This is a genomic window from Caballeronia sp. AZ7_KS35, from assembly GCF_023631045.1.
Classification (GTDB): Bacteria; Pseudomonadota; Gammaproteobacteria; order Burkholderiales; family Burkholderiaceae; genus Caballeronia; species Caballeronia zhejiangensis.
On sequence record NZ_JALQDV010000003.1, the window covers coordinates 90669 to 105898 of the forward strand.

Consider the following 15230-nt stretch of genomic DNA (forward strand, 5'->3'; position numbering starts at 1 on the left):
CGGCATGGACACGCTTCAGAACATGCGCGTATTTGTGCGGGTCGTGGAAGCGGGCAGCTTCACCGCGGCCGCGCAGCATCTGAATACGACGACGGCTTACGCATCGCGCGCCGTATCCGACCTCGAGGCGCACTTGCGCGCGCGCTTGCTGAACCGGACGACGCGGCGCATCGCGCTCACCGAAGCGGGCGAGCGCTATCTGCAACGCTGCGAGCAAATCCTTGCCTATGTCGATCAGGCGGAAGCCGAGGCCGGCGATGCGCACGCGCGTCCGTCCGGCAAGCTCAAGGTCCATTCGATGACGAGCTTCGGCCAGCACTACGTCGTGCCGATGATCTCGCGCTATCAGCAGCGGCATCCTTCGGTGCAGGTCGATCTGACGCTCGCGCAGCGCGTGCCCGATCTGCTCGACGAAGGCTACGACGTGTCGATCGTGCTCGCTTCCGATCTGCCGGATTCGGGTCTCGTGTCGGCGCGTCTCGGCTCGGTGTACAGCATCGCGTGCGCGTCGCCGGCGTACATCGAGAAGAACGGCGCGCCGCACGTGCTCTCCGATCTCGTGCGCCATACCTGCCTGCATCTGATGACGCCGGTGTTTCCGGCCGACCGCTGGGTTTTCGACGGCCCGAACGGTCAGGAGACGGTGAGTCTCGGGCCGTCCACGTTCACGGTCAACGTCGCCGAGGCGATGGTCGCCGCGATCCGCGAAAGCATGGGCATTGGCGTGCTGCCGACGTCGTCCGCGCTGCCGGGCTTGCGCGCGGGCACGCTCGTGCGCGTGCTGCCGCAATACACGATGCAGGAGTTGAACGTGTACGCGCTCTATCCGTCGCGGCAGTATCTCGATGCCAAGATCCGCACGTGGGTCGAGTTCCTGCGCGAGGCGCTGCCCGACACGCTCGCGGCCGACGCGGAATCGCTCAAGGAATTCGTCGTCGCCTGAACACGGATGAAGCTGCGTTCAGTTACGAAAAAAGCCGCGGCGCAACACTTGCTTACTCACGATTTGTCCGCAGCTTGATGCTTTCTGCACTGGTTCTCACGCATCTTTGACCGGGATAAGTCACATGAGTACGCCTCTTTTGCTCGCACTCGCCGCGCTTCTCGTCCTGATCGCCGTTCCGGCGTCGCGCGATCTGTTCAACGCCATGCGCGCGCAGTCGGAGCGCGAGGCGAAGCGGCGCCTGGTGCCGATCCGTATCGACGACGATCGGCCGCGGCGCTAAACGAACTTCACACAGCCTTCACAGCGAGGCTTCGAGCGGCTCGATGAGTCGCGGCTCATCATTGGTCGCGCGATTCACATCGGCCGATACGCGGTGCCAGACGAAGTGCGACGCCGGCACGCCGTCCGACTTGACGAGCGCCGCGAGATCGTCGGGCGACGCGTCCGGATCGAGCCAGCGGCGCGCGTTTGCCGGCGCGAACACGAGCGGACGCCGGTCATGCACGTCGACGAGTCCTTCGTCCGCCGCCGCCGTCACGATGACGAAGCCCGCGCCGGGCGCGGCAGCGTCGTCGTCGCGCATGATGCTCGTCAGCGCGGCGAGGTACATCGGCTCGCCGTCCGCGCGCTGAATGAAGTAGGGCTGCTTGAAAGGCTTCGCGGCGGGGTCTCCCGGGCGTGGCTCGATACGCCATTCGAACCAGCCATCGGCCGGCACGAGAATGCGCGCCTTCTTCCATAAATGCTTGAAATACGCGCTCGTCGCCGCCGTCTCGACGCGCGCGTTGATGGTCTGCGGCAGCTTCTTCTGAATCGCCCACGGCGGGCAATAGCCCCAATGCACCGCGCGGATGGTTTCGTCGGGATAGACGGCGAGCGGATGCGTGCCGGGCGACAGGTTATAGCCGGGACGCCTGTCGGCGGCATCGACCAGCACGAACGGATTTCTCAGATGCAGACGCTGCGCGTAATGCATCGGCAGTCGGTACTGGCTGATTCGGCCGCACATGGCGTTCCTCCGCAAAGTCCGCGACGTTTCAAATTTCGACGACCTTGTCCCACGCGAAATCCGGATTCTCCCACCGTTGCTCGCGGCGGCTGAAGTAGCCGCGCGGATTGCACACGACGCGCGTGCCGTCCACCTCGTAATCGAACGACGTATGCGTGTGGCCGTGAATCCACAACGACGCGGGCGCGCGCGCGAGCGACGGCAGATGATTCACGAAGCCCGCGGACACGAGATCTTCCGCGTAACGCGGCGCGAGGCTCTGGCGCATCGGCGCGTGGTGCGTGACGACGATCGTTTGCCCTGCGAACGGCTTCGCGAGTTCGCTCTCGAGCCATGCGCGCGACTGTTCGTGCAGCGCGAGGGAATCGTCCGGTGCGAATTCGCGCGGTTCGCCGTCCGGCTCGGGCCACGCGAGTTGAATGAGGCCCTTATAGTCGAGCATCACTTTCGTGCACGCGGCCTTGGCGTTTTCGATTTGCGCATCGCCGGAGCCGAACAGCGCGAAGTCGGTCCACAGCGTCGTGCCAAGCACGCGCCACGCGCCGCGCCGATCCACCAGCGACGCGTTGTTCAGATAGTGCACGTTGTCGACGCTGCGCGCGGCGTCCTGCATTGCCGCTTCCATCGCGCCGAACTCGGCGTCGTAGTATTCGTGATTGCCGGGCACGTAGACGACGGGCACGTCGGAATCGAAATTTTCCGCGGCCCAGCGCAAACCTTCGGCGTGGTTGTGAATGTCGCCAGCCAGCACGACGAGATCGGCCTCTGCATACGGAATCGCCAGCGGCTCGTCGCATTCGAGATGCAGGTCCGACAGCACGCGAATCTTCATGCGATGTTCTCCTTCGCGAGCGTCGCGTTCCAGCGCACGACCTTGCCGGGATTCATCAGGTTGTCCGGATCGAGCGCGGCCTTGATCGTCTGCATGAGACGGACTTCGACCGGCGACTTGTAGTGCATCGCTTCATCCACCTTCAACTGGCCGATGCCGTGCTCCGCGCTGATGCTGCCGCGGTGCCGGTGCACCTGGTCATACACGAGCGCGTTGATCGGCGTCTGGAATTCGCCGAGGAAGCGCTTTGGGTCGACCCCTTCGGGCGCCTGCACGTTGTAGTGCAGGTTGCCGTCGCCGAGATGGCCGAACGTCACCATGCGCACGCCGGGCACTGTCTTCGCGATGATCGCATCGGTTTCCTCGATGAACCGCCCGATGCTCGAAATGGGCACGGCGATGTCATGTTTGATGTTCAGACCTTCCTCGGCCTGCGCGAGCGGAATATGCTCGCGCAGATCCCAGAAAGCCTGCGACTGCGCGAGGTTTTCCGCGACGACGGCATCTTCCACGATGCCCTTCTCGAGCGCTTCTTCCATCAGCCGCTCGAAGAGGGCGCGGGCGTGCTCGTCGCTTTCGCTGTCGGAAAGTTCGAGCAGCACGGTTTGCGCGTGCGGTTCGCCGAACGGATAGCGCAGTTGCGGGAAATGCTTGCCGACGAGGCGCATCGAGAAATCGGACATCAGCTCGAAGCCGGTCAGAAGCGCGCCCGCGTGATGCTGCGCCAGCGAGAGAAAGTCGAGCGCGGCATGCGGCGAAGCGAGCCCGGCCAGCGCCGTGACCTTCGCGACCGGCGCGGGATGCAGCTTCACGACCGCCGCCGTGATGATGCCTAGCGTGCCTTCCGCCCCGATGAAGAGATCGCGCAGATCGTAGCCGGTGTTGTCCTTGCGCAGCCCGCGCAGGCCGTCCCAGATTTCGCCCTGCGGCGTCACGACTTCGAGGCCGAGACACAGCTCGCGAGTGTTGCCATAGCGCAGCACACCAGTGCCGCCCGCGTTCGTCGAGAGATTGCCGCCGATGGTGCAGCTGCCTTCGGCGGCGAGACTCAACGGGAACAGCCGTTGCGCTTCTTCGGCGCGCGCCTGGATTTCGGCGAGCACGACGCCCGCTTCGACGGTGATCGTGTTGTTATGCGGATCGACGCCGCGCACGCGATTGAGCCGCTTCAGGCTGATGACGGCTTGCGCCCCGCTCGAATCTGGCGTTGCGCCGCCTGCGAGACCGGTGTTGCCGCCCTGCGGCACGATCGCGACGCGATGCTCGCGAGCGATCCGGACCACGGCCGCGACCTGCGCGGTATCGGCGGGCAGCAGCACGGCGCACGCAGTGCCGCGATAGCGCTTGCGCCAGTCGATGAGGTACGGCTCGGTATCGTAGGCGTCGGTCAGGACATGCGATGCACCGAGAATGTCGGCGCACGCGGCGATGAAAGCTTGAGTGGCGGTCATGGGCAGATGGGCAAAGGATCCGGTAGAGCGTAGTGCACAGTATCGCGCAAGCGAGCGGCGCGCGACCCTCGTCCGAATGGCATAGGCACGCGCGCACGGTGAGGTTTCATGCTACAAAGCATCACGTCCGGGCAGAACGCGGGCGAAAAAAGCGAACGTTTCAGATTTTTTCCGCACGAGCGTTCAACCGGGCCGCGCGTTTGAAGGGCGCGACGTACGCGAGCGCGCAGACGAAGAACGCGAGGGCGAGCGCTGCTTCCAGCCAGGCGAGCGACGCGGGGAGGCGCGCATCGGTCATGCCGCGCACGATGCCTTCGGCGAAATACAGCAGCACGAGCATCGACGCCCATTGCAGCGTGTAGAGATTTTTGCGCGCGACGCCCGGCAGCGCGCACGCGAGCGGTAGCGCCTTCAGCGCAAGCGCCCATGCGCCCGGACGCAGCGGCGCGAGCCAGAGCTCCCAGACGAGCGCGAGCACGACGAGCGCCACGAGGCTCGCAAGCGCGCCCGATGCGAGCGCGCCGTTGGGACGTGCTGTGGAGATCGGCGTGGTCATGCGGAACGGGCGCCGCGCACGAGATTGAGCGCGGTGCGTGAGAGCCGTGCGCCGAGCGCGATTGCGAGCGCCTTCTCGTCGGCGGAAATGCCGTGCCGCTGATTTTCGTCGCCGCCCGCGCGGGCGTGATGAGACGCGCCGTAGGGCGTGCCGCCGCTTTGCGTCGTGGTGAGCCGCGATTCGGTGTACGGGATGCCGACGATCATCATGCCGTGGTGCAGCAGCGGCAGCATCATCGAAAGAAGCGTGCTTTCCTGGCCGCCGTGCAGGCTGCCGGTGGACGTGAACACGCTGGCAGGCTTGCCCGAAAGCGCGCCGGACAGCCATTGCGGCGTGGTGCCGTCGAGGAAGTACTTGAGCGGCGCGGCCATGTTGCCGAAGCGCGTAGGCGAGCCGAGCGCGAGGCCGGCGCATTCTTCGAGATCGCGCAATTCGGCGTAGGGCGGTCCGTCGGCGGGAATGTCGGGCTGGGTCGCTTCGCAGACCGTGGAAACCGGCGGCACGGTTCGCACACGCGCCTGCATGCCGGCCACGCTATCGACGCCCTGCGCGATTGCGAGTGCGAGCTCGCGCGTCGCGCCGTGGCGGCTGTAGTAAAGCACGAGGATGTCGTTCATAAGGCTTTTTTAGTGAACGGCTATTATAGGTATTGGGTGATTTTCGTGGCGAGAAGCGGCTTTGCACGCGGGACGCCATGACGGGAGAACGCGTTTGCAGCACGTTTTTATCGATCTCGCGGCGGTCAGGCGTCTCGCCAGTTTTGTCGCGCGGCGCATCGGCGAAGACCGCGTCGCGCAAGTGGCGGGCAGCCTCACGTTCACGAGCGTGTTGTCGCTCGTGCCGCTCGCCACGGTCGCGTTCGCGCTCTTCACCGCGTTCCCGATCTTCGGCTCCTTCCAGGCGTCGCTTCAGGACTTCCTCGCGGTGCACCTGATGCCGCCGCAGATCAACGATCAGATCTTCAAGTATCTGAACCAGTTCGCGTCGAAGGCGAAGGGGCTGACGACCGTCGGCATGATCATTCTGTTCGTGACCTCCGTCATGACGATGATGACGGTCGAGTCCGCGTTCAACGTGATCTGGCGCGTGAAGAAGGCGCGCCCGATCGCGCAGCGCGTGCTCGTCTACTGGTCGATCATCACGCTCGGGCCGATTCTCTTCGGCTGCAGCCTGTCGATCTCCTCGTACGTGTTCGCGCATTCGGTCGCGTTCGCGGGCTCGCACAACCTGATGCCGCCGATCGTCGAATGGGCGCTCACAGGCGTCTCGCTGCCGCTGACGGCGCTCGCCTTCACGTTCATCTACGTCTATATGCCGAACTGCAAGGTCGAATGGCGCGATGCGATCGTCGGCGGGCTGATCGCGGCCGTCGCGTTCGAACTCGGCAAGCGCGGCTTCGGCTATTACGTACGGCGCATTCCGACCTACACCGCCGTCTACGGCGCGTTCGCGGCGCTGCCGGTCTTTCTGCTGTGGGTGTATCTGTGCTGGATGTTCGCGCTCATCGGCGCGATGGTCACATCCGCGCTGCCTGCGATTCGCACGGGGCAATATCATCGGCGCGATTTTCCGGGTAGCGATCTGCTCGATGCACTCGAGATCCTCGCGCGGCTCGTCGAGGCGCGGGACGAGGGCAAGCCCGGCTACACGTCCTTGCAGCTTTCGACCCTGGCGCGCTGCGATCTCGATACGTCGACGAGGCTGATCGCGCGGCTCGACGCGCTCGGCTGGATCGGCAGGCTGGAGGATTCGCGCATGCCGCGTTATGTGCTGATCGCCAATCCGAATCAGATCACGGTGACGATGCTCTTCGAGCAGTTCGTGATCGATCGCGCGGAACTCGAATATCAACTGAAGCTGGATGCGGCGCAGGTCGACTGCGGCGCGCTGATGAACGCGCTGGATAACGAGAAGCTGGAAATCACGCTCGGCTCGCTGATCGCGGCACGCGCGTCTGCGCTGACGAGCGCGCGTCTGCGCGAGGTGCCGCGCTCGTCCATGCCGGAGCAGCCGGCCTGAGCCTTCGTTCGACGCATATCAAAGCGAGATTCTGCCGACGCAGATGTCCTTGAACATCACCCAGTCGCCCATCAGGCTGTAGATCGGGTGGCGAAACGTCGCGGGGCGGTTCTTCTCGAAAAAGAAATGGCCGATCCACGCGAAGCCGTAACCGCAGACGACGGCCGCGGGCAGCCAGAGCCAGTCGCCGGTTGCGATCGCCATCGCGAGACAGCCGATCACGCCCAGCGATCCGATGAAGTGCAGCCTGCGCGACACCAGGTTGCGATGCTCTTCGAGGTAATAGGGATAAAACTCGGCGAAATTCGCGAAATGTTCACCATGTGCGGTGTGCGCCATGACGGCCTCCCTGATGATGCGTGCCGGTGTCTGAAGATTAGCCAGCAAGAATCATTCTGCGACTGCCAGTCGCGCCATGCAAGCAGCCACGGCGGGCTTGCGCGGCCCGCCGCACGCGCGTTTTCAGGCCGACGGCGCTTTCGCGCTGGCGCACGCGAGCGCGAAAGCGAACAGCGCATCGAGCGTCGCGTCGGGCTGCTCGGTCATGATCGCGTGGCCCGCATCGAGTTCCACGGTCTTCAAGGACGCGCCGGCTTTCCTGAAGGCATCGACGAGCGGACGGGCAGCGCGCGGCGGCGTCATCAGGTCGCGCTTGCCGCTCACGATGCACACCGGGCAACGCACGGCGGCCGCGCGTTCGAGCGCGTCGGCGTAGGTGTTGCAGGCGCTGAAATCGGTGTGAAAAAGCAGCGCTTCGCCGCGCAGGCTCACGCGTTCCATGAGCCGCTGATTCACGCCTTGCAGCCAGAAGCCCGGCGCGGGACTCGACGGCTTCGCGGCGATCGTCGAATGCGACCATTGGTTGACCATCGCGATGGCTTCGGGCTCGTGCTCGCGTGCGGCGTCGAGCAGCGTATCGGAGACGGCCATCGGCGCGGCCGTCGCGAGCAGGGCGAGACCCGCCGCGCGGTCGGGATAGCGGCCAGCGGCATCGAGTGCGATCAGCGAGCCCATGCTGTGGCCGACGAAGAGCGCTTGCTGCACGCCGGCCGCGTCGAGCACGGCGATGACCCAGTCGGCGAACTCGCCGATGGTCGAAAGCGCGGGACCGGCGCTTCTTCCGTGACTCGGCAGATCGAGCGCCAGCACGCCGAAACCGTGATGCGCGAAATAGCGCGTCTGCAAGGCCCAGACGCTGTGATCGTGTTCCGCGCCGTGAATGAACACGACGGCGGGGCGCGTCGCGTCGAAAGGCTTGCCGCCGGTGTAGGCATAGGCCGCGCGGCCGTGGACGTCGAGGATCATGCGCGGCTCCCGAGCGGCGCGGCGGCGCTCGCGTCCGGAGCGCTTTCTGCCGCTTTCTGCGCGGCTTTCAGCGCGCGCTTGAGATCGTCGATGAGATCGTCGGGATCTTCCAGTCCGATCGACAGACGGATGCGCCCCGGCCCGATGCCCGCAGCTTCGAGCGCGGCGGCATCCATGCGGAAGTGCGTCGTCGATGCGGGATGAATCACGAGCGAGCGCGCATCGCCGACGTTCGCGAGATGCGAAAACAGCGTGAGCGTTTCGATGAACTTGCGCGCCGCCGGCACGCCGCCCTTCAGATCGAAGCTGAAGACCGCGCCGGCGCCGCGCGGCAAGAGACGTCCGGCGAGCGCGTGATCGCGATGCGTCGGCAGTTCGGGATAGGCCACGCCTTCCACTGCCGGCGAACTCAGCAGGAACTCGATCACCTTGCGCGTATTCGCGACATGCCGATCCATGCGTAGCGGCAAGGTTTCGATGCCTTGCAGCAGTTGCCACGCCGCCTGCGGATGCAGACACGCGCCGAAATCGCGCAAGCCTTCGCGCCGCGCGCGCAACAGGAACGGCGCGACGGTGCTCTCTTCGGCGAACACCATGCCGTGAAAGCCGTCGTAAGGCTCGGTGAACTCGGGGAAGCGTCCGCTCGCGGTGAAATCGAACGTGCCGCCGTCGACGAGCACGCCGCCGATCGTCGTCCCATGTCCGCCGAGAAACTTGGTCGCGGAGTGATAGACGAGATCCGCGCCGTGCTCGAACGGACGCAGCAGATACGGCGTCGTGAACGTGGAATCGACGAGCAGCGGCACGGCGTGCTCGTGCGCGATTTCCGCGACGCCCGCAATGTCGAGCACGTCGAGCCCCGGATTGCCGAGCGTTTCGCCGAAGAAAAGCCGCGTGTTCGGCCGTGCCGCCGCGCGCCATGCATCGAGATCGTGCGGCTTCACGAATGTCGTCTCGATGCCGAAGCGCCGCAGCGTGTAATGCAGCAGATTGTGCGAGCCGCCGTAGAGCGCGCTGGACGCGACGATGTGCGAGCCCGCGCCCATCAGCGTCGCGATCGCGAGATGCAGCGCGGCCTGGCCGCTTGCCGTGCCGATGGCGCCGACGCCGCCTTCGAGCGCCGCGACGCGCTCCTCGAACACCGCGACGGTCGGATTCGAGATGCGCGAGTACACGTGCCCCGAGCGCTCCATATTGAAGAGCGCGGCGGCGTGATCGCTGTCGCGAAAGGTGAACGACGTCGTCTGATAAATCGGCGTCGCGCGCGCGCCGGTGACGGGATCGGGCGCGGCGCCCGCGTGCAGCGCGAGCGTGTCGAAACGGTTGGCTGGCATCATAGGCGGCCGGCGCGCGAGACGGCCGGCGTGCGGCGAAAATGAGGGTCAATCATCCTAACATCGGATGCGCGCGCCCAAACCTAGGGCGAACGCGCGGCCTTCGATCGCGCAAAGCCTTGTCCGTTCGGCCAATGCGGGCGAACCGTCGTCCCGTTCGCTTTCCTTTTGCGGGCCTTTCCGATAGCATCGGCCTATGGTTTCATCATCGTTCGGCCAATCGAACAGGCATTTCGCTAGGAGACAGTCATGCGAGTCAGCGACATTCTGAAAGTTAAGGGCAACACGCTGTTCACCGTGACACCGGACACGCCGCTCTCCGACGCAATCGACACGATGGCCGCGCACGATATCGGCTCGCTCGTCGTCATGGAGTACGGCGATCTGGTCGGCATGCTGACTTTCCGCGAAATCATCCTGACGTTGCACAACAATGGCGGCTCGGTCGGCGCGACGACCATCCGCAAGGTCATGGACGACCATCCGCTCACCTGCACGCCCGAAACGGACGTAAACGAAGTGCGCCGCATGATGCTCGAACATCACGTGCGCTATCTGCCGGTCATGGAAAAGCGTCAGTTGATGGGCGTCATCTCGTTTTATGACGTCGCCAAGGCGGTCGTCGAAGAGCAGGGTTTCGAAAATCGCATGCTGAAGGCGTATATCCGCGACTGGCCGGAGCAGCAGGAAGAAGCACGCTGAGCATGTCGATGTCGCGAGGCGTCGCGCTTCGCGTGCATCGGATCCACCGAAGCGCGCCCTCATGGCGCGCTTTTTTACGTCTGGCCCAAGTGGGAGGGTTAGCATTTCGCCCGGTTTCCCTTCCATTCGGATTCGACCGCGGACATTGCGCGATCAACGCCGAACTCAACTATTGCGCAAGACATGAGTGACAAACCGCTGCGCGCCTCGCCGCGCGCTTCCCGACGTTCCCAAGCCGAAGGCGACGGGCAGTTTCGCCTGTTGCGCGAGCGCCGTTTCGCGCCGTTCTTCTGGACGCAGTTCCTCGGCGCAATGAACGACAACGTCTTCAAGGTCGGCTTCACGTCGCTCGTGACGTTTCAGGCCGCGCGCTTCTCCGGCGTCGATCCGAAGACCGCCGCGTTTCTCATTTCCGCGATTTTCATCGTGCCGTTCTTGCTGTTCTCCGCGACGTCCGGCCAGATCGCCGACAAGTACGACAAGGCCGTGCTCGCGCGGCTCGTGAAGAGCTTCGAGATCGTCGTGATGCTGATCGGCGGCGCGGGTTTTCTGCTGCACAGCGCGCCGCTGCTTTACGCGTGCACGTTTTTGATGGGCGTGCATTCGACCGTCTTCGGCCCCGTCAAATACGCGTATCTGCCGCAGCATCTCGATTCGCATGAACTCGTCGGCGGCAACGGACTCGTCGAGATGGGCACCTTCGTCGCGATCCTGATCGGCACGATCATCGGCGGGGCGGCGGCGGGCGCGTCGGAACACGGCGCGATGCTCCTCGCGATCGCGTGCATCGCGTTCGCTGTCATCGGGCGCGTGGCGTCGGCGTTCGTGCCGAAGTCGGACGCATCGCAGCCGGACTTGCGCATCAACTGGAATCCGGTCTCGGAGACATGGCGCAATTTGAAGCTCGCGAAGCAGGACCGCACGGTGTTTCTGAGCCTGCTCGGCATTTCGTGGCTGTGGTTCGTCGGCGCAACCTTTCTCACATCGTTCTTCAATTTCGCGAAGGACGTGCTTTCCGCCGATCCCGACGTCGTGACCATCCTTCTCGCGACGTTTTCCATCGGCATCGGCACGGGATCGCTACTCTGCGAGCGGCTTTCGAAGCGGCGCGTCGAGATCGGGCTCGTGCCGCTCGGCTCGATCGGCATCAGCGTGTTCGCGATCGATTTGTTCTTCGCGAGCCATCGCATCGCGCCGGCCGGGCATCTGCTCAACGTCGGCGAATTCCTGATGACGCTGCCGCACTGGCGCATTCTCGCGGACCTCTTTCTGCTCGCCATGTTCGGCGGCTTCTACAGCGTGCCGCTCTACGCGCTGATCCAGGCGCGCAGTCAGCCGACTCATCGCGCGCGCATCATCGCGGCGAACAACATCCTCAATTCGTTTTTCATGATCGTGTCGGCGCTGATGGCGCTCGCGCTTACGTCGTTGGGCGTCGGCATTCCGGGACTCTTTCTGACGACCGCGCTGCTCAATGTCGTCGTCGCGGTCTATATCTATTCGCTGGTGCCGGAGTTTTTGCTGCGCTTCATCGCGTGGATTCTGGTGCACACGTTCTATCGGATCCGTCTCGTCGACGCCGAGCGCATCCCGGCGCATGGCGCGGCCGTGCTCGTGTGCAATCACGTGAGCTTCGTCGATGCGGTCGTCATCATGGCCGAAAGTCCGCGGCCGATTCGCTTCGTGATGGATCACCGCATCTTTCGCACGCCGTTCGTCGGCTGGATGTTCCGGCATGTGAAGGCGATTCCGATCGCGCCCGCACACGAAGACGCCGACATGCTCGAACGCGCGTACGCCGCCTGCACGCGGGCTTTGGATGACGGCGATCTCGTCTGCATCTTTCCCGAAGGCAAGCTGACGCGCACGGGGGATATCAATCCGTTCCGGCACGGCATCTCGGAGATTCTGCGGCGCCATCCGGCGCCCGTCGTGCCGATGGCGCTGCGCGGTCTGTGGGGCAGCGTGTTCTCGCGCCACGAAGATGCGCAATGGCCGCGTCCGATCCAGCGTGGGGCGATGACGCGGCTGACGCTCGCGGTCGGCGAACCGATCGCGCCAGAGGACGCGACGCCCGCGCATCTGCAGGAAGCCGTGTCGGTCTTGCGCGGCGCGCGGCGGTAGACGGCGCTGGCATAATAGCGGTTTCCCCGACACTTTTTTTCAGGTCGACGCTCATGTCCGGCAATACCCTTGGCACGCTCTTCACCGTCACGAATTTCGGCGAGTCGCACGGTCCGGCGATCGGCTGCGTGATCGATGGTTGCCCGCCGGGCATGGCGCTCAGCGAAGCCGATATTCAGATCGAACTCGACCGGCGCCGCCCCGGCACGTCGCGTCACGTGACGCAGCGGCAGGAAGCGGATCAGGTCGAGATTCTTTCCGGCGTGTTCGAGGGCGTGACGACCGGCACGCCGATCGCGCTCCTGATCCGCAATACCGATCAGCGCAGCAAGGACTACGGCAACATCGCGCAGACCTTCCGTCCCGGTCACGCGGACTACACCTATTGGCAGAAGTACGGCGTGCGCGACTATCGCGGCGGTGGCCGGTCATCGGCGCGTCTGACCGCGCCGACCGTCGCCGCCGGCGCGGTTGCGAAGAAGTGGTTGCGTGAGAAGTTCGGTCTCGAAACGCACGGCCGCATGAGCGCGCTCGGGGAAATCGACATTCCGTTCGTCGACTGGCGCCACGTGCCCGAGAATCCGTTTTTCTCGGCGAACGAAGCAATCGTGCCGCAGCTCGAGGAATACATGGACAACCTGCGTCGCGACGGCGATTCGGTCGGTGCGCGCATCGAAGTCGTCGCGACGGGCGTGCCGGTCGGTCTCGGCGAGCCGCTTTACGATCGCCTGGACGCCGATATCGCCCACGCGATGATGGGCCTGAACGCCGTGAAGGCCGTCGAGATCGGCGCGGGCTTCGCGAGCGTCGCGCAACGCGGCTCGCAGCACGGCGACGAAATGACGCCCGAAGGCTTCGCGACGAACAATGCGGGCGGCATCCTCGGCGGCATTTCGAGCGGGCAGGACATCACGGTGTCGATCGCCATCAAGCCGACGTCGAGCATCCGCACGCCGCGTCAGTCGATCGACAAGGACGGCGCCAGTGCAACGGTCGAGACCTTCGGCCGTCACGATCCGTGCGTCGGCATCCGCGCGACGCCGATCGCCGAAGCGCTGCTCGCGCTGGTGCTGATGGATCACGCGCTGCGGCATCGTGCGCAATGCGGCGATGTGGCCGTCGGAACGCCGAAGATCGCGGCTCAAGCGCCGTCGAAATAAAAGAAAAGGGCGCCGATTTGGCGCCCTTTGTCGTTTCAGACCTCACATGTTCGGATAGTTCGGCCCGCCGCCGCCTTCCGGCGTAACCCAGACGATGTTCTGCGTCGGGTCCTTGATGTCGCAGGTCTTGCAATGCACGCAGTTCTGCGCATTGATCTGCAGGCGCTCGTTGCCGTCGTCCGACTTGACGAACTCGTACACGGCGGCGGGGCAGTAGCGGCTTTCAGGACCGGCATACGTGCGCAGGTTCACGTTGACCGGCACGCTCGGATCCTTGAGCGTCAGATGCGGGGGCTGATTCTCTTCGTGGTTCGTGTTCGAGATGAACACCGACGAGAGACGGTCGAACGTGAGCTTGCCGTCCGGCTTCGGATAGACGATCGGCTTGCATTGCGACGCCGGCTTCAGCATCTCGTGATCCCAGTGCTGATGATGCAGCGTCCACGGCACGTTGCCGCCCATCACCTTTTGCTCCAGACCGACCATGAACGTGCCGAGGTACAGACCCTTGCTCATCCACTGCTTGAAGTTGCGCGCGCGGTAGAGTTCGGTCTTGAGCCACGAACTGTCGAACGCTTCGGGATAGGCCGTGAGTTCGTCGTTCTGGCGGCCCGCCTGAACGGCTTCGAACGCGGCTTCGGCGGCCATCTTGCCGGACTTGATCGCCGCGTGGCTGCCCTTGATGCGCGATGCGTTGAGAAAACCCGCGTCGTCGCCCGCGAGCGCGCCGCCCGGAAACGCGAGCTTCGGCAGCGACATCAGGCCGCCGGCGGTGATCGCGCGCGCGCCGTAGGAAATGCGCTTGCCGCCTTCGAGGAACGCGCGGATCGACGGATGCGTCTTGTAGCGCTGGAATTCCTCGAATGGCGACAGATACGGATTCGAATACCCGAGCCCGACGACGAAGCCGACCACCACCTGATTGTTGTCCATGTGGTAGAGGAACGAACCGCCGTAGGTGTCGGGTTCCAGCGGCCAGCCGGCCGTGTGGATCACGAGACCGGGCTTGTGCTTGACCGGGTCGATTTCCCACAATTCCTTGATGCCGATGCCGTACACCTGCGGATCGGCATTCTTGTTGAGCTTGAATTTCTCGATGAGCTGACGGCCCAGATGCCCGCGCGCGCCTTCGCAGAAAAGCGTGTATTTCGCGTGCAGTTCCATGCCGAGCTGAAAATTCTCCGTCGGCTCGCCGTCCTTGCCGACACCCATGTTGCCGGTGACGACGCCGCGCACCGAGCCGTCGTCCGCATACAAGACTTCGGCGGCCGGAAAGCCCGGGAAGATCTCGACGCCCACGGCCTCGGCCTGCTGGCCGAGCCAGCGCGTGACGTTGGCGAGCGATATGACGTAATTGCCGTGATTCTTGAAATTGTCGGGGAGAAGCCAGTTCGGCACCTGCTTCGCGTCGTTTTGCGACAGGAACAGGAACCGGTCTTCGGTCACTTCGACGTCGAGCGGCGCGCCTTTTTCCTTCCAGTCGGGAATGAGCTCGGACAGGCCGCGCGGATCCATGACCGCGCCGGACAGGATGTGCGCGCCGATCTCGGAGCCTTTCTCCAGGACGCACACGCCGATTTCGACGCCTTTTTCTTCCGCCAGTTGCTTCAACCGGATGGCCGCCGACAAACCGGCTGGTCCGCCGCCGACGATCACGACGTCGTATTCCATCGATTCGCGGGGACCGTATTGCTCGATGAGGCTCGCCGGGGTCATCAATGCTCCTATGTGCCGTTAGAATGCCCTTTCGGGATCGCGTATTTTCAGGGAAGGTGAAGCGGGCCGCAACCAA

At 64.5% G+C, this 15230-nt stretch carries 15 protein-coding genes; 6 read left to right on the plus strand and 9 right to left on the minus strand.

The annotated features are described in order from the left end of the window. Positions 1 to 4: 4 nt before the first annotated feature. Entirely contained in the window at positions 5 to 943 is a 939-nt protein-coding gene (locus NCT05_RS06465) for a LysR family transcriptional regulator (RefSeq protein WP_008350353.1), read from the plus strand. 124 nt (positions 944 to 1067) lie between these two features. Next, a complete protein-coding gene (locus NCT05_RS06470; RefSeq protein WP_244807928.1) occupies positions 1068 to 1226 on the plus strand; it encodes a hypothetical protein in 159 nt (52 codons plus the stop codon). A gap of 18 nt (positions 1227 to 1244) precedes the next feature. Here NCT05_RS06470 and NCT05_RS06475 read toward each other — a convergent pair whose 3' ends face one another. The 5 genes from NCT05_RS06475 to wrbA all read right to left on the minus strand — a co-directional run bounded on the left by NCT05_RS06475 (position 1245) and on the right by wrbA (position 5411). Continuing rightward, a complete protein-coding gene (locus NCT05_RS06475) occupies positions 1245 to 1955 on the minus strand; it encodes an SOS response-associated peptidase (protein ID WP_008350351.1) in 711 nt (236 codons plus the stop codon). A gap of 28 nt (positions 1956 to 1983) precedes the next feature. Next, positions 1984 to 2787, minus strand: coding sequence for a metallophosphoesterase (locus tag NCT05_RS06480; protein WP_008350349.1), 804 nt, complete (start codon positions 2785 to 2787; stop codon positions 1984 to 1986). Continuing rightward, positions 2784 to 4238 carry an FAD-binding oxidoreductase gene (locus NCT05_RS06485; RefSeq protein WP_250501928.1) on the minus strand — a complete coding sequence of 485 codons (1455 nt, stop codon included), beginning with the start codon at positions 4236 to 4238 and terminating at the stop codon, positions 2784 to 2786. Before NCT05_RS06485 ends, NCT05_RS06480 begins: the two co-directional genes overlap by 4 nt. Before the next feature lie 160 nt (positions 4239 to 4398). Then, positions 4399 to 4794, minus strand: coding sequence for a DUF2069 domain-containing protein (locus NCT05_RS06490; protein WP_008350344.1), 396 nt, complete (start codon positions 4792 to 4794; stop codon positions 4399 to 4401). Beyond that, on the minus strand, positions 4791 to 5411 hold the full coding sequence (gene wrbA / locus NCT05_RS06495) for an NAD(P)H:quinone oxidoreductase (protein WP_008350342.1): 621 nt from the start codon (positions 5409 to 5411) through the stop codon (positions 4791 to 4793). Before wrbA ends, NCT05_RS06490 begins: the two co-directional genes overlap by 4 nt. A 94-nt stretch (positions 5412 to 5505) precedes the next feature. Here wrbA and NCT05_RS06500 point away from each other — a divergent pair, with 94 nt between their 5' ends. Then, positions 5506 to 6813 (plus strand): YihY family inner membrane protein, encoded by a 1308-nt coding sequence (locus NCT05_RS06500; protein WP_175979951.1) that lies wholly within the window; start codon positions 5506 to 5508, stop codon positions 6811 to 6813. Between the two features lie 18 nt (positions 6814 to 6831). Here the strand turns inward: NCT05_RS06500 and NCT05_RS06505 are convergent, their stop codons facing one another. The 3 genes from NCT05_RS06505 to NCT05_RS06515 all read right to left on the minus strand — a co-directional run bounded on the left by NCT05_RS06505 (position 6832) and on the right by NCT05_RS06515 (position 9452). Next, positions 6832 to 7152 (minus strand): Mpo1-like protein, encoded by a 321-nt coding sequence (locus NCT05_RS06505; RefSeq protein WP_008350338.1) that lies wholly within the window; start codon positions 7150 to 7152, stop codon positions 6832 to 6834. Positions 7153 to 7275: 123 nt separating this feature from the next. Beyond that, positions 7276 to 8118, minus strand: coding sequence for an alpha/beta fold hydrolase (locus NCT05_RS06510; protein ID WP_175979952.1), 843 nt, complete (start codon positions 8116 to 8118; stop codon positions 7276 to 7278). Next, positions 8115 to 9452 carry an O-acetylhomoserine aminocarboxypropyltransferase gene (locus tag NCT05_RS06515; RefSeq protein ID WP_033537221.1) on the minus strand — a complete coding sequence of 446 codons (1338 nt, stop codon included), beginning with the start codon at positions 9450 to 9452 and terminating at the stop codon, positions 8115 to 8117. Before NCT05_RS06515 ends, NCT05_RS06510 begins: the two co-directional genes overlap by 4 nt. A gap of 249 nt (positions 9453 to 9701) precedes the next feature. Here NCT05_RS06515 and NCT05_RS06520 point away from each other — a divergent pair, with 249 nt between their 5' ends. From NCT05_RS06520 to aroC, 3 genes are all read left to right on the plus strand, one after another. Then, complete coding sequence (locus NCT05_RS06520; RefSeq protein WP_008350333.1) at positions 9702 to 10154, plus strand: CBS domain-containing protein; 453 nt, start codon at positions 9702 to 9704, stop codon at positions 10152 to 10154. Positions 10155 to 10337: 183 nt separating this feature from the next. Next, positions 10338 to 12278 (plus strand): MFS transporter, encoded by a 1941-nt coding sequence (locus tag NCT05_RS06525; RefSeq protein WP_008350330.1) that lies wholly within the window; start codon positions 10338 to 10340, stop codon positions 12276 to 12278. Between the two features lie 53 nt (positions 12279 to 12331). Then, positions 12332 to 13438: a chorismate synthase gene (gene aroC, locus NCT05_RS06530; RefSeq protein ID WP_008350328.1), complete on the plus strand. Its 1107-nt coding sequence runs from the start codon at positions 12332 to 12334 to the stop codon at positions 13436 to 13438. A gap of 42 nt (positions 13439 to 13480) precedes the next feature. Here aroC and NCT05_RS06535 read toward each other — a convergent pair whose 3' ends face one another. Beyond that, a complete protein-coding gene (locus tag NCT05_RS06535) occupies positions 13481 to 15154 on the minus strand; it encodes an electron transfer flavoprotein-ubiquinone oxidoreductase (protein ID WP_008350326.1) in 1674 nt (557 codons plus the stop codon). Positions 15155 to 15230 lie beyond the last annotated feature (76 nt).